This is a genomic window from Aeromicrobium sp. (assembly GCF_036676885.1).
Lineage (GTDB): Bacteria > Actinomycetota > Actinomycetes > Propionibacteriales > Nocardioidaceae > Aeromicrobium.
This window is the reverse complement of sequence record NZ_JAKFCB010000293.1, coordinates 1-14907: the sequence shown is the minus strand read 5'-3', so window position 1 is coordinate 14907 and position 14907 is coordinate 1. Positions and strand designations below refer to the sequence as shown.

The window sequence follows — 14907 nt, the reverse complement described above, 5'->3', positions numbered from 1 at the left end:
CAGCGTGCCGGGCCACGAGTCGAGCAGGTCCTCCATCGCCGCCAGCATGTCGGTGTCGAGGTCGTTGGTCGGCTCGTCGAGCACCAGGACGTTGGGCTCGTCGAGCAGGATCAGCAACAGCTGGAGCCGCCGCTTCTGCCCGCCCGACAGGTCGCGCACGGGCGTCGCCATCTGCTCGTTGGAGAACCCGAGCCGCTCCAGCAGCTGGCTCGGCGTCATCTCCTTGCCGCCTGACACGTATGCCGTGCGCTGCCGGCCGACGACGTCGCTGACCCGGTCGGAGCCGACGTCCTTGAGCTCGTCGAGCTCCTGCGTCAGCGTCACGACCTTGACGGTCTTGCCGCGCTTGACCCGCCCCGACGTCGGCTGCACGGCGCCGGTCACGAGCCCCAGCAGCGTCGACTTGCCGGCACCGTTCGCGCCGAGGACGCCCGTACGCTCGCCGGGCCCGATGCGCCACTCGATGTGCTTGAGCACCTCGTGGTCGTACGACACCGAGACGTCGAGGATGTCGACGACATCCTTGCCGAGCCGTGATGTCGCCATCTGCTTGAGCACGATGGGGTCACGCGGGGGCGGCTCGTTGGCGATCAGCTCGTTGGCGGCGTCGATGCGGAACTTCGGCTTCGACGTACGCGCGGGGGCACCGCGGCGCAGCCAGGCCAGCTCCTTGCGCATCAGGTTCTGCCGCTTGGACTCGGTCGCCGACGCATGCCGGTCGCGCTCGACCCGCTGCAGGATGTACGCCGCGTAGCCGCCCTCGAACGGCTCGACGATGCCGTCGTGCACCTCCCAGGTCGCATTGCAGACCTCGTCGAGGAACCACCGGTCGTGCGTCACGACGAGCAGCCCGCCGGCGTTGGGCGACCACCGTGTCTTGAGGTGTCCGGCGAGCCAGGTGATGCCCTCGACGTCGAGGTGGTTGGTGGGCTCGTCGAGGAACAGCACGTCGTCGTCGCCGACCAGCAGCGCCGCGAGGGCGACCCGGCGCCGCTGCCCACCGCTGAGGTTGCCGACCGTGGCGTCCCATGGGATGTCGGAGACGAGCCCCGCGATGACGTCGCGGATCTTCGCATCGCCGGCCCACTCGTAGTCGGGCTTGTCGCCGACGATCGCGTGGCCGACGGTCTGGGTCTGGTCGAGCGTGTCGGTCTGGTCGAGCATCCCGATGTGCACGCCGCCACGGGTCGTCACGCGGCCGGAGTCGGGTTGCATGAGGCCGGCGAGGATGCGCAGGAGCGTCGACTTGCCGTCGCCGTTGCGACCGACGATGCCGATCCGGTCACCCTCGTCGATGCCGATGGTCACCGAGTCGAAGACGGTCTTGGTCGGGAAGTCGAGCGCGATGGACTCGACGCCGAGGAGATGTGCCACCGAAGAAGTCTAGGCGGCTGCGCGCAGCTCCTTGACCACGGCGGAAACCGCGGGATGCGTACGCGTGGCGAGTGGTTCTCCCGAGCCATTTCCATCGGCGATCCCGCGGCGCACGATGGAAGGGGCCGATCACCGACAGGAGAATCTCATGGCACTCTTCATGGACATTCACGACAAGGTCGAAGGACTGACGGCAGAGGCCGTTGCCGGGGCACACGCCAAGGACATCGAGATCCAGGACCAGTACGGCGTCGACTACAAGCAGTACTGGTTCGACGAGGACTCGGGCAAGGTGTTCTGCCTGGTCGACGCGCCGAATGCCGAGGCCGCCGAGCGCGTGCATCGCGAGGCGCACGGGCTGCTTGCCGATCAGCTCATCCCGGTCAAGGAAGGCGTCATCCCCAAGCACTGACGGCCGCTCAGCGGTCGAACGGCAGCGAGAGCGTACGCAGGGCGCCAGCGAGCGCGGTTGCTTCGTCGGCCGAGAGGTCGGCGAGGAGCTTCTGCTCGTGCTGGAGCAGCGCGTCGAGCGCGCCGTCCACCGCGTTCTTGCCGGGGGTGGTGAGCCTGACCTGCACGCCGCGCCGGTCGGCGGGATCCGGCAGCCGCTCGACCAGGCCCTTGGTCACCAGGCGGTCGACGCGGTTGGTCATGGTGCCGCTCGTCACGAGCGTCTCGTGCACGAGCTGGCCGGGGGAGAGCTGGTAGGGCTCGCCGGAACGGCGCAGCGCCGACAGCACGTCGAACTCCGACGGCTCGAGGTCGTGGTCGGCGAATGCCTGTCTGCGGGCCCGGTCGAGGTGGAGCGCCAGCCGCGTGACCCTGCTGAGCACGTGCATGGGGGAGACGTCCATGTCGGGACGCTCCCGCTGCCATGCCGCGATCAGTCGATCGACATCGTCTTCCACGTCTCCATCCTAGTTCGTCAAGATTCTTGATGTAGAGATTGTTGAACCTGACTACGCTCTCCGCATGACTCCTGCCGAGGCCGTCGCCGCCGGACCGACCCGACAGGGCCAGCTGCTGGCCGCAGGCACGCTCACCTCCCGGCAGCTCACCGAGGCGACGCTCGAGGCGATCGAACGGGAGAACCCGGCGATCAACGCGACCGTCGCCGTGTTCGCCGACGAAGCGCTCGCGGCCGCCGACGAGGCCGACCGGCGCCGTGCCGGAGGCGAGAGCGGGGCGCTGCTCGGCATCCCGATCGCGGTCAAGGACGATCTCGACATCGGCGGCAAGGTGACCGGCCTGGGCAGCAGGGCGATGCTGCTCCCGGCGAGCCAGGACGCCGATCTCGTTGCCGCGATTCGCGCGGCCGGGATGGTCATCGTGGCCAAGTCGGCGCTGCCGGAGCTCGCGATCCACGGGTTCACGGAGTCCGACGCGCACGGCATCACCCGCAATCCGCACAACCTCGGGCACACCACCGGAGGCTCGTCCGGTGGTTCAGCCGCCCTGATCGCCGCCGGCGCGGTCGGCATCGCCACCGCCTCGGACGGCGCCGGGTCGATCCGCATCCCGGCGGCCTGCTGCGGCCTCGTCGGGTTCAAGCCGACCCAGGGCACGATGCCGAGCTCTGGTGGGTGGCACGAGATGTCGACGCAGGGCTGCCTCGCCGCGAGAGTCGCCGACAGCGCCCTGTTCCTCGACACGTTCGGCAGGTTCACGGATCCGCTCGTCCCTGCTGCCGCAACCGACCCCGCGCCCCTGCGGATCGGTATGTCGTTCAGTGCCTCCGCCGCGACCAGGGCGCTCCCGCTCGACCCGCGCGTGCGGGCCGCGGTCCAGCAGGCGGCGGACACGTTTCGCGCCGCCGGCCACACGGTCACCGAGGTCAAGATCCCCTACAAGGTCGACGCCAAGGCGCTGACGGTGCGCTACCTCGCCGGCATCCGCGACGACGCCGACGGCGCGGACGACCCGAGCAGGCTCGAGAAGCGTACGAAGGGGATCGCCCGGTTGGGCCGGCCGTTCGGCGCGAGATCGGTCGACTGGGCCAAGCGCAAGGGCCGGGCTTGGGGTGACTCGGTGCACGACGACCTGGGAGTGGACGTCCTGCTGACGCCCGTGATGTCGGGTCCGGCGATCGAGGTCGAGCGCTGGCGCGGAAAGGGCGCGCTCTCGACCCTGCTGTCGATGAACGCGGTCTATCCCTACACCGCGCAGTGGAACCACGCGGGGCTGCCGGCCGTCTCGATGCCCGCAGGCGTGACGGAGGACCGGCTGCCACTGGCGGTCCAGCTCATCGCCCGCCGCGGCGACGATGCCCGGCTGATGTCGCTGGCCGGCCAGCTCGAGCGGCGCAACGCTTGACGTAAAGTATCTTGACATCAAGATAGTTGAGTCGTACGGTCGGACTCATGACGACCTGGGACCCCAATCGCTACCTGCAGTTCGCCGACGACCGCTCCCGCCCGTTCATCGACCTGGTCGCCAGGGTGCAGGGCGAGCCGGCCACGATCGTCGATCTCGGCTGCGGGCCCGGCCACCTCACCGCGGTGCTCAGAAGCCGCTGGCCCGAGGCGACGATCCACGGCGTCGACTCCTCGCCGGACATGATCGACCGGGCGAACGGCGACGGTGCCGATGACCGCGTGACGTACGAGCTCGCCGATGTGACGACCTGGACCGCGTCCGAGCCGGTCGACCTGATCATCTCGAACGCGCTCTTGCAGTGGGTGCCCGATCAGCTCGAGGTGATCCGGCGCCTCGCCGCCCACGTCGCACCCGGCGGCACGTTCGCGCTCCAGGTGCCGTGCAACTACGACGCGCCGAGCCACCGGCTGTTGCACGAGATCTCGTCGCAGCCTCCGTACGGCGAGCACACCGCGGGACTGCACGACGACCGCGGAACGCATCCGGAGACCTACCTCGAGCTGTTCACCGGTCTCGGCTGGGCGGTTGACGCGTGGGAGACGACGTACCTGCATGTCCTCCAGGGAGATGACCCGGTGTTCGACTGGATCTCCGGCACCGGCGCGCGCCCGATCCTCCAGGCGCTGCCCGACGGGGTGCGTGAGGAGTTCGTCGGTGCGTACAAAGCCGCACTCCGCGAGGCCTATCCGGCCCAGCCGTGGGGGACGGTCCTGCCGTTCAGCCGTACGTTTGCCGTCGCCCGGCGGGAGGACTGACTCCGGTAGCCTTAGGGGTGCTGCTGACGATCCCGGCTCCACCCGGGACGATCCCCGGTTGGTCTGCCGGCAGGGCCCGCCGCACTTTGAATGCGGACAAGCGACGTAGGTTCGACTCCTACCCGGGGAGCCAGCAACGATCCGCTGGTCCGTCGACGAAGGAGTCTGGTGAGCACCAACCCGCATTCAGAGGCGGTCACAGCCATCGTGCTGGCGGCGGGGGCGGGCACGCGGATGAAGTCCTCGCGCGCCAAGGTCCTGCACGAGATCGCCGGCCGCAGCATGCTCGAGCACGCGCTGGTCGCGGTCGCGGGCGCCGGCGTGCACACGACGGTCGCCGTCGTGGGCCACGACCGTGAGCAGGTCTCCGAGGCCATCACCGCGCACGACCCGGCGATCGTCCAGGCCGTGCAGGAGCAGCAGAACGGCACGGGTCACGCCGTCCACGTCGCGCTCGAGTCGCTCGACGCCCCGCCCGAGGGCACCGTCATCGTGACGTACGCCGACGTGCCGTTGCTGACGGCGCAGACGCTCGCCGAGCTGATCGTCGACCACCGGGCCGCCGGCCACACCGTCACGATCCTGACGGCGGAGGTCGACGACCCCACCGGCTACGGCCGTATCCTGCGCGGACCCGACGGCGCCGTCACCGCGATCCGCGAGCACAAGGACGCCTCCGACGACGAGCGCGCCGTGCGCGAGATCAACAGCGGCATCCTGGTCGTCGATGCCGCGTTCCTCACCGAGGCGGTGGCCAGCCTCGAGACCGACAACGCACAGGGCGAGCTCTACCTGACCGACATCGTCGGCAAGGCCGTCGCCGATGGCCTTCCGGTCGGCGCGCACATCCTCGAGGACGTCTGGCAGACCGAAGGCGTCAACGACCGCGCGCAGCTGGCCCGCCTCGGTGCCGAGCTCAACCGTCGGATCACGTCGCAATGGATGTCCGAGGGCGTCACGATCGTCGATCCTGCGACGACGTGGATCGACTCGGCCGTCACGATCGAGCCCGACGTCACGATCCTGCCCGGCACGCAGCTCCTCGGCGCCACCGTCGTGGCCGGTGGGGCCACGATCGGCCCCGACACGACGCTGCGCAACGTGGAGATCGGCGCCGGCGCGACCGTCATCCGTACGCACGGCTCCGACGCCGTGATCGGCGAGGAGGCCACGGTCGGCCCGTTCGCCTACCTGCGTCCCGGCACCGAGCTCGCCGCCCGCGGCAAGATCGGCACGTTCGTCGAGGTCAAGAACTCCACGATCGGCGAGGGTGCCAAGGTGCCGCACCTGACGTACGTCGGCGATGCCGACATCGGCGAGGGCGCCAACATCGGCGCGGGCACGATCTTCGCCAACTACGACGGCGTCAACAAGCACCGATCGACGATCGGGCGGCACGCCAAGACGAGCTCCAACAACACGTTCGTCGCGCCCGTCACGATCGGCGACGGAGCCTTCACGGGAGCCGGTGCCACGATCCGTGAGGACGTACCACCGGGGGCGCTGGCCGTCAGCGCAGGGCCACAGAGGAACATTGAGGGGTGGGTGGCCGACAAACGTGCGGACACCGCATCCGCCCGCGCCGCACGCGCGGCGCTGGATCCAGCGGCAGAGGAGACCCCCGGTGAGTAGCCTGTCCAAACGCACGCCGACACGGAACATGCTGCTGTTCTCCGGCCGCTCGCACCCGACGCTGGCGCAGGAGGTGGCCGATCTCCTCGAGGTCGACCTCGTGCCGACGACGGCCTACGACTTCGCCAACGGCGAGATCTACGTACGCTTCGACGAGTCCGTGCGCGGTTGCGACGCCTTCGTGCTCCAGAGCCACGCGGCGCCGATCAACGACGCGATCATGGAGCAGCTCATCATGATCGACGCGCTCAAGCGTGCCTCGGCCAAGCGGATCACGGTGATCCTCCCGTTCTACGGCTACGCCCGCCAGGACAAGAAGCACCTCGGCCGCGAGCCCATCTCGGCGCGCCTCATGGCCGACCTGTTCCTCGCCGCCGGTGCCGACCGGCTCATGACGGTCGACCTCCACACGGCGCAGATCCAGGGCTTCTTCGACGGGCCGGTCGACCACCTGCTCGCGATGCCGATCCTCACGCGCCACGTCAAGAAGAGGTACGGCAAGAAGCCACTCTCCGTCGTGTCGCCCGACGCCGGCCGCATCAAGGTCGCCGAGTCATGGGCCAATGCGCTGGGCGGTGCCCCGCTGGCGTTCATCCACAAGACCCGCGACCCCCGCAAGCCCAACGAGTCCAAGGCCAACCGGGTCGTCGGTGACGTCGAGGGCCGCACCTGCATCCTGGTCGACGACCTCATCGACACCGGCGGCACGATCGTCCAGGCCGCCGAGGCGCTCATGGAGGACGGTGCTGAGGACGTCGTGATCGTCGCGACCCACGCGGTGTTCTCCGGACCGGCCGTCGACCGGCTCAAGAACTCGACGGCGTGCGAGGTCATCGTGACCAACACGCTGCCGATCGCCGAGGACCAGCGTTTCGACAAGCTCACGGTGCTCTCGATCGCTCCGCTGCTGGCCCAGGCCACCGCCGCCGTCTTCGAAGAAGGCTCGGTCACCTCGCTGTTCAAGTCCTGAGGCTGAGGGCGCTCGCTGGCGAACGGTGCGCGTTTTCGTGCATGGGTTTCCTTGCGATAAGATCGTCAGGTTGCCTCGGCGAGGGTCCTTCAGGGCCGTGATCGACAGGGCGCTCCGCGGAGTGCTGTGTCGAGCGCCTGGTGACAGCCGACTTTCACGCAACACTCTTCAGGAGACATTTCCCCATGGCTGAGATCAAGATCGCCGCCGAGGCGCGCACCGAGTTCGGCAAGGGCGCCGCCCGCCGCATCCGTCGCGCCGACAACGTGCCTGCCGTCCTCTACGGACACGGCTCCGACCCCGTGCACGTCACGCTGCCGGGTCACCAGCTCATGCTGGCGCTCAAGAACTCCAACGCGCTGCTGACGATCGACCTCGGCGACGAGCAGCACCTGGCGATCCCCAAGCAGGTCCAGCGCGACCCGCTCAAGGGCTTCATCGAGCACGCTGACCTCCTGATCGTCCGCAAGGGCGAGAAGGTCACGGTCGACGTCCGCATCAACGTCGTCGGCGACGCCATCAGCGGCAACCTCGTCATCCTCGAGAACGCGTCGGTCTCCGTCGAGGCCGAGGCGACCCACATCCCCGAGTCCTTCGAGGTCTCGGTCGAGGGCCTCGACGCCGGCGCGCAGATCCACGCCAGCGACCTCGTGCTGCCCCGCGGTTCGGCGCTCCACGTCGATCCCGAGCTCCTCATCGTCAACGTCACCGCGGCACCCACCGAGGCTCAGCTCGAGGCCGAGCTCGCCGAGGCTGAGGCCGAGGCCGGCATCGAGCACGAGGCGAGCGACGCCGAAGAGGCCGAAGCCGCTGCCGAGGCATCGGCCGAGGGCGAGGCTGCGGAGAGCTCCGAGTCCGAGTGACCTGGTTGGTCGTCGGGCTCGGCAATCCGGGCCCGACGTACGCCAGCACCCGTCACAACGTCGGCTACCTCGTGGCCGATGTGCTCGCCGCCCGTACGGGTGGATCGTGGAAGAAGCACAAGTCCGGCCGCGCCGATGTCATCGAAGGGCGGCTGGCCGGTGAACGCGCCGTCCTGGGGCGCTGTCGGTCGTACATGAACGAGAGCGGCGGCCCGGTGTCGACGCTCACGAAGTTCTACGACGTCGAGCCCGACCACCTTGTCGTGATCCATGACGAGCTCGACATCGACTACGGCATGCTGCGGATCAAGCTCGGCGGCGGCGACAACGGCCACAACGGCCTCAAGTCGATCCGTCAGTCCCTCGGCACCGGCGACTTCTATCGCGTGCGTGTCGGCATCGGTCGTCCGCCCGGCCAGCAGAACGTCCACGACTTCGTGCTCAAGCCTTACAGCGCAGCGGAGCGCAAGGACCTGCCGACATACGTCGAGGAGGCCGCCGACGCGGTCGAGAGCCTGCTGATGCAGGGACTAGAAGCCACGCAGAGCGCGTTCAACCGGTAGAGATGACACTCACCAGACTCGCGACCCTCGTCGCCGCCGAGCCCACGATCCAGCAGGCGCTCCAGGATCGATCGGACGGCCTCAGCACGCTCAACGTCCAGGCGCCCGAGCCGTTGCGGCCGTTCCTCACGCATGCCCTGGCACAGCAGTCGACCGTGCTCGCGGTCACCGCCACGGCCCGTGAGGGCGAGGATCTCGTCGCCCAGCTCGGCGAGCTGCTCGGCCCGGACGCCGTCGCGTACTTCCCCGCGTGGGAGACGCTCCCGCACGAACGCCTCTCGCCGCGCTCCGACACCGTCGGCCGGCGCCTCGCCGTCCTGCGCCGGCTGGTGCACCCGACCGCCGACAACGACGAGGACACCTCGACCGGGCCGCTCCGCGTCGTGGTCGCGCCGGTACGTTCGTTGCTCCAGCCGCAGGTCAAGGGGCTCGCCGACCTCACCCCGGTCGAGCTGCACAAGGGTGACGAGATCGCCCTCGACGAGGTCGTCCGGCAGCTGGCGGGCGCGGCATACTCCCGCGTCGACCTGGTCGAGCGTCGCGGCGAGTTCGCCGTGCGCGGCGGCATCATCGACGTGTTCCCGCCGACCGAGGAGCACCCACTCCGCATCGAGTTCTGGGGCGACGAGGTCGACGAGATCCGCCGGTTCGCGGTGGCCGACCAGCGCACGCTCGAAGAGGTCACGCACGTCTGGGCGCCGCCGTGCCGCGAGCTGCTGCTCGACGATCAGGTCAAGGCGCGCGCCGCCGAGCTGGCCGTCGCGCACCCGTCGCTGGCGGAGATCTTCACGAAGATCGCCGAGGGCCACGCCGTCGAGGGCATGGAGTCGCTGACGCCGGTGCTCGTGGACGACATGGAGCTCTTCGTCGACCTGTTGCCCGAGCGTTCGGCGATCGTGCTGTGCGATCCCGAGCGCATACGGGCACGTGCCGCGGATCTGGTGGCGACGAGCGAGGAGTTCCTGCAGGCGTCGTGGGCCGCCGCAGCGACCGGTGCCGAGGCGCCGATCGACCTCGGCTCGGCCGCGTTCCACACGCTCGAGGACGTACGCCTGGCGAGCCTGGGCCTCGGCCACACCTGGTTCACGGTGTCGCCGTTCGGCCTGGACACGGACGACCAGACTCGCGCGGTCGACATGGAGGCCGCCGCTGCCTATCGCGGCGACACCACGGCCGCACTCGAGGACATCAAGAAGTGGGTTGCGGCCGGCATGCGCGTCGTGTTCGTCGCGCCCGGCCACGGCCAGGCGCAGCGCACCAGCGAGTGGCTCGCCGAGAACGACGTCGCCGCGGCCCTCGATGACGAGGTGACGGCGCCGACACCGGGTGTCGTGCAGGTGAGCTGTGCGGACCTGGACCACGGTTTCGTCTCGCCGCCGCTCGGCCTCGCCGTGCTGACGTACGACGACCTGGTCGGCCAGCGCGCAGCTGACCGCAGTGACCGCAAGATGCCCGCCCGCCGGCGCAAGGAGGTCGACCCGCTCGAGCTCAAGACCGGCGACTTCGTCGTGCACGAGCAGCACGGCGTCGGCCGCTACGTCGAGCTGATGCAGCGGGTCGTGCAGGGCGCGGCGCGCGAGTACCTCGTCATCGAGTACGCCCCGTCCAAGCGCGGGCAGCCCGCCGACCGGCTGTTCGTGCCGATGGACCAGCTCGACCAGATCAGCCGCTACGTGGGCGGTGAGTCGCCGTCGCTCGACCGGCTCGGCGGATCGGACTGGACGACCCGCAAGAACAAGGCCCGCAAGGCCGTACGCCAGATCGCCGGCGAGCTGATCAAGCTCTACGCGGCGCGCCAGGCGACCAAGGGTCATGCGTTCGGGCCGGACTCGCCGTGGCAGGCCGAGCTCGAGGACGCGTTCGCGTTCGTCGAGACACCCGACCAGATGGTGACGATCGACGAGGTCAAGCGCGACATGGAGCGCACCGTGCCGATGGACCGGCTGGTCTGCGGTGACGTCGGCTACGGCAAGACCGAGATCGCCGTACGCGCGGCGTTCAAGGCGATCCAGGACGGCAAGCAGGTCATCCTGCTCGTCCCGACGACGCTGCTGGTGCAGCAGCACTATGCGACGTTCGCCGAGCGGTTCGGCCAGTTCCCGGTCAAGATCCGCCCGTTGTCGCGGTTCCAGACCGACAAGGAGTCCAAGGAGACCCTCGCCGGCCTCGCGGACGGCACGATCGACCTGGTCATCGGCACCCACCGCCTGCTGCAGCCCGGCGTACGTATCAAGGACCTCGGGCTCGTGATCGTCGACGAGGAGCAGCGCTTCGGTGTCGAGCACAAGGAGGCGCTCAAGATGCTGCGCGCCGCCGTCGACGTGCTGTCGATGTCCGCGACTCCGATCCCGCGCACGCTCGAGATGGCCATCACCGGCATCCGGGAGATGTCGACGATCGCGACGCCGCCCGAGGAGCGCCACCCCGTGCTGTCGTTCGTCGGACCGTACGAGGACCGGCAGGTCATCGCGGCGATCCGTCGTGAGCTGCTCCGCGAGGGCCAGGTGTTCTACATCCACAACCGCGTGCAGAGCATCGACAAGGCCGTCGCCAGGATCAAGGAGCTCGTGCCGGAGGCGCGCGTCGCCGCGGCGCACGGCCAGATGGGCGAGCACCAGCTCGAGGAGGTCATGGTCGACTTCTGGGAGAAGCGCTACGACGTCCTGGTCTGCACCACGATCGTCGAGTCCGGCCTGGACGTGTCCAACGCCAACACCATGATCATCGAGCGCTCCGACACCCTCGGCCTGTCGCAGCTGCACCAGCTGCGCGGCCGCGTCGGCCGTTCGCGCGAGCGGGCATACGCCTACTTCCTCTACCCGCCCGAGAAGCCGCTCACCGAGACGGCGCACGACCGGCTCGCCACGATCGCGCAGCACTCCGAGCTCGGCGGCGGCATGGCCGTGGCGATGAAGGACCTCGAGATCCGCGGCGCCGGCAACCTGCTCGGCGGCGAGCAGTCCGGCCACATCGCCGATGTCGGCTTCGACCTCTACGTCCGCCTGGTCGGCGAGGCGGTCGCGGAGTTCCGCGGCGACGCCGAGCCCGAGCGCGAGGTCAAGATCGAGCTGCCGATCGAGGCGCACCTGCCGCACGAGTACGTCCAGAGCGAGCGGCTGCGGCTCGAGATGTACAAGCGACTGGCCGACGTACGCCAGCTCGCGGACATCGACGACCTGCGCGCCGAGCTCGTCGACCGGTACGGCGAGCCGCCCGAGGCCGTCGAGGTGCTGCTCGACGTCGCGCGGCTGCGCGTACGCGTCCGCGAGGCCGGACTCACCGAGGTCACCGCCGCCGGGCCGAACGTACGCTTCGCGCCGCTCAAGCTGCCCGACTCGGCACAGCTGCGCCTGCAGCGGATCTATCCCCGCAGCACCTACAAGGTCGCCGCCGAGGTGGCTCTGGTGCCGCGGCCCAAGTCCGCGCCGGTCGGTGGCAAGCCCCTCGTGGGCCGCGAGCTGCTCGAGTGGACCCGCACCGTGATCGACACGCTGGTTCCCGCACCTGCGCCTGTCGGCTGACCGTCACAGATCGCGCGGGGAGGGTCGGATAACGTGTGATCATGCTGACACGTGTGCGCGCCGCTGTCCTCGTCGTTGCCGGCCTGACGCTGGCGGCCTGCGGCAACACCCATCCGGGTGCCGCGGCGGTGGTCGACAACCAGACGATCTCGATGAAGTCGCTCGACAAGGCGGCGGAGGCCTATTGCACGCTGACCCTGCCGAGCGCACAGGGCGCAACGCCGCCCAGCAACGCCGACATGCGGCGCCAGGCCCTGACGATGCTCGTGTCCTTGATCGTGGCCCGCAAGATCGCCGAGGAGGAGGGGATCACGCCGCAGCCCGGCGACTATGAGCTGAGCGCCACGGAGGAGGACCAGGTCGCCGAGGCGTTCCCGAAGGAGAAGGACCTCGACGAGCTCCACAAGCTGATCGAGCAGAGCCGGGAGCTTTCCGCCATCACCCTGAATCTCGGCGAGAAGCGCACCGGCCAGAAGCCCACGCCGGAGAACGAGGCGCAGATCGGCGCGGTCGGCGAGGCGGAGATCACCAAGGCGTTCAAGGCCAACGGTGTCGAGTTCGCGCCGCGGTTCGGCCTCAGCAACTCGACCGCCGAGCCGATCGCCAGCACCGGATCGCTCTCCGTGGCACCGACAGACCTCGGCGAGGAAGACAAGAACCTGCCAGCAACGCAACGCTGCACCTGATGCGCATCATCGTCCTGAGCCCCCGCGTCGCGCCCGGGATCCTGACCCTGGCGGCGTGGGACGCGCTGCGGGACGCGTCGGTCGTACGCGCATCCGTCGACGACCCGCACGTGCGCGCGATCGTGTCGTCCGGCGTGCCCGTCGAGATCACGGCGGAGCGCCCCTCGTACGCACCGGACGCCGTGTGGATCGCCCCCACGGGTGACACCGCGTGGGCCCGTTCGATGGCTGACGACCTGATGGCCGGTGGGGGAGAGGCGTCCGGCATCGAGGTCGTCTTCGGCTCGTACGACCTGCCCGGCTCGGCCCTGCTCGACGTCGTCGAGGTCATGGATCGCCTGCGCCGGGAGTGCCCCTGGACGGCTCAGCAGTCGCACGAGACGCTCGCCCACTACCTGCTGGAGGAGGCGCACGAGACGCTCGAGGCGCTCGACAGCGGCGACAGCGACCACCTGCGCGAGGAGCTCGGCGACCTGCTGATGCAGATCGTCTTCCACGCGCGCATCGCCGCCGAGGGTGAGGGCTGGGACATCGACGACGTTGCCGCCGGGATCGCCGAGAAGCTGGTCTACCGCAACCCCCATGTCTTCGGCGACGCCACGGTCTCGAGCGCCGACGAGGTCGACGCCAACTGGCAGCGCCTCAAGGCCACCGAGAAGCAGCGCGCCTCCGTGCTCGAGGGCATCCCGGCGACGCTGCCGGCGCTGGCGTACGCCGACAAGGTCCTCAGCCGCCTCGGCGACGTCGACGTCACCGGCGACGACCTCGGCGCCCGCCTGCTCGCCCTCGTGGCGGAGGCCCGCGCGCAGGGCCAGAACGCCGAAGCCGTGCTGCGCCAGGCCGTACGCCTGCTGGGTTAGCCGCCGATTCGTGTGGGCGGTGACTTGGCGTCCAAGATCACCTGCCGAGTGGACGCCAACTCACCGCTCCGGCATGGGGCGAGCCGCTCCCGTCCCACGCTGGCGAGGCGGTGCGGGACCTCGGGCCGGCAGGACTAGGCTTGTAGCCGCACGTTCAACCGCTAACGAGGAGCAGTCTTGGCACGCATCGACGCCGTCGGAGCACGGGAAATTCTGGATTCACGGGGCAACCCGACCGTCGAGGTCGAGGTCGCTCTCGACGACGGCACGATCGGCCGCGCAGCGGTGCCCTCCGGTGCCTCCACGGGCGCGTTCGAGGCCGTCGAGCTGCGCGACGGAGGTGACCGCTACGTCGGCAAGGGCGTGCTCAACGCCGTCGCGGGCGTCAACGACAAGATCGGCCCCGCTCTCGTCGGCTTCGACGCCGACGACCAGCGCGCACTCGACCAGGCGATGATCGACCTGGACGGCACCGACAACAAGGCCAAGCTCGGCGCAAACGCGATCCTCGGCGTCTCGCTCGCCGCAGCCAAGGCCGCCGCGGACTCCGCCCGCCTGCCGCTGTTCCGCTACGTCGGCGGGCCCAACGCCCACGTGCTGCCGGTCCCGATGCTCAACATCCTCAACGGTGGCTCGCACGCCGACAGCAACGTCGACGTCCAGGAGTTCATGATCGCGCCGATCGGTGCGCCGACGTTCTCCGAGGCCCTGCGCATGGGCGCCGAGGTCTACCACTCGCTCAAGTCGGTCCTCAACAAGCAGGGACTGTCGACGGGTCTGGGCGACGAGGGCGGCTTCGCGCCCAACCTCGACTCCAACCGCGCCGCGCTCGAGCTCATCTCGACCGCCGTCGAGGGCGCCGGCCTCAAGGTCGGCACCGACATCGCGTTCGCGCTCGACGTCGCCGCCTCGGAGTTCTTCTCCGACGGCACGTACGCGTTCGAGGGCCAGCAGAAGACCGCCGAGGAGATGTCGGCCTACTACGCCGAGCTCGTCGCGGCGTTCCCGATCGTCTCGATCGAGGACCCCCTCGACGAGGACGACTGGGCCGGCTGGACCACGCTGACCGACAACCTGGGCGACGACGTCCAGATCGTCGGCGACGACCTGTTCGTGACGAACGTCGAGCGGCTGACCCGCGGCATCTCCGAGGGCGCCGCCAACGCGCTCCTGGTCAAGGTCAACCAGATCGGCTCGCTCACCGAGACGCTCGACTCGGTCGATCTCGCGCACCGTCACGGCTTCGCCTGCATGATGAGCCACCGCTCGGGCGAGACCGAGGACACCACGATCGCCGACCTCGCGGT

General features: G+C 69.5%; 13 protein-coding genes and 1 tRNA gene. 12 read left to right on the top strand and 2 right to left on the bottom strand.

The features are described 5' to 3' along the window. A partial coding sequence (locus V6M46_RS13275; RefSeq protein WP_332665905.1) for an ABC-F family ATP-binding cassette domain-containing protein occupies window positions 1–1374 on the bottom strand: 1374 nt, incomplete at its 3' end. 148 nt (window positions 1375–1522) lie between these two features. Here V6M46_RS13275 and V6M46_RS13270 point away from each other — a divergent pair. Then, entirely contained in the window at window positions 1523–1786 is a 264-nt protein-coding gene (locus V6M46_RS13270; protein WP_332665902.1) for a DUF4242 domain-containing protein, read from the top strand. A 7-nt stretch (window positions 1787–1793) separates the two neighbouring features. Here the strand turns inward: V6M46_RS13270 and V6M46_RS13265 are convergent, their stop codons facing one another. Further along, the gene (locus V6M46_RS13265) at window positions 1794–2282 is read right to left on the bottom strand and encodes a MarR family winged helix-turn-helix transcriptional regulator (protein WP_332665899.1); all 489 of its coding nucleotides are present in this window, start codon (window positions 2280–2282) and stop codon (window positions 1794–1796) included. 64 nt (window positions 2283–2346) lie between these two features. On the opposite strand from V6M46_RS13265, the gene V6M46_RS13260 reads away from it, so the two are divergent. The 11 genes from V6M46_RS13260 to eno form a co-directional block, all read left to right on the top strand. Then, entirely contained in the window at window positions 2347–3687 is a 1341-nt protein-coding gene (locus V6M46_RS13260; protein WP_332665897.1) for an amidase family protein, read from the top strand. Between the two features lie 47 nt (window positions 3688–3734). Beyond that, a complete protein-coding gene (locus V6M46_RS13255) occupies window positions 3735–4505 on the top strand; it encodes a methyltransferase domain-containing protein (protein ID WP_332665894.1) in 771 nt (256 codons plus the stop codon). 51 nt (window positions 4506–4556) lie between these two features. Then, window positions 4557–4638 (top strand) — tRNA-Gln (locus tag V6M46_RS13250). A 35-nt stretch (window positions 4639–4673) separates the two neighbouring features. Continuing rightward, window positions 4674–6137 carry a bifunctional UDP-N-acetylglucosamine diphosphorylase/glucosamine-1-phosphate N-acetyltransferase GlmU gene (glmU, locus tag V6M46_RS13245; RefSeq protein ID WP_332665891.1) on the top strand — a complete coding sequence of 488 codons (1464 nt, stop codon included), beginning with the start codon at window positions 4674–4676 and terminating at the stop codon, window positions 6135–6137. Next, window positions 6130–7107: a ribose-phosphate diphosphokinase gene (locus V6M46_RS13240; RefSeq protein WP_332665888.1), complete on the top strand. Its 978-nt coding sequence runs from the start codon at window positions 6130–6132 to the stop codon at window positions 7105–7107. Before glmU ends, V6M46_RS13240 begins: the two co-directional genes overlap by 8 nt. A gap of 185 nt (window positions 7108–7292) precedes the next feature. Then, a complete protein-coding gene (locus V6M46_RS13235; protein WP_332665885.1) occupies window positions 7293–7970 on the top strand; it encodes a 50S ribosomal protein L25/general stress protein Ctc in 678 nt (225 codons plus the stop codon). Next, window positions 7967–8533, top strand: coding sequence for an aminoacyl-tRNA hydrolase (pth, locus tag V6M46_RS13230; RefSeq protein ID WP_332665883.1), 567 nt, complete (start codon window positions 7967–7969; stop codon window positions 8531–8533). Before V6M46_RS13235 ends, pth begins: the two co-directional genes overlap by 4 nt. A gap of 2 nt (window positions 8534–8535) precedes the next feature. Then, window positions 8536–12054, top strand: coding sequence for a transcription-repair coupling factor (gene mfd, locus V6M46_RS13225; protein WP_332665880.1), 3519 nt, complete (start codon window positions 8536–8538; stop codon window positions 12052–12054). Between the two features lie 41 nt (window positions 12055–12095). Then, window positions 12096–12740, top strand: coding sequence for a hypothetical protein (locus tag V6M46_RS13220; RefSeq protein WP_332665877.1), 645 nt, complete (start codon window positions 12096–12098; stop codon window positions 12738–12740). Continuing rightward, a complete protein-coding gene (locus tag V6M46_RS13215) occupies window positions 12740–13600 on the top strand; it encodes a MazG family protein (protein WP_332665875.1) in 861 nt (286 codons plus the stop codon). Before V6M46_RS13220 ends, V6M46_RS13215 begins: the two co-directional genes overlap by 1 nt. Window positions 13601–13777: 177 nt before the next feature. Then, the coding region (gene eno, locus V6M46_RS13210) for a phosphopyruvate hydratase (protein ID WP_332665873.1) at window positions 13778–14907 on the top strand (1130 nt) is incomplete at its 3' end.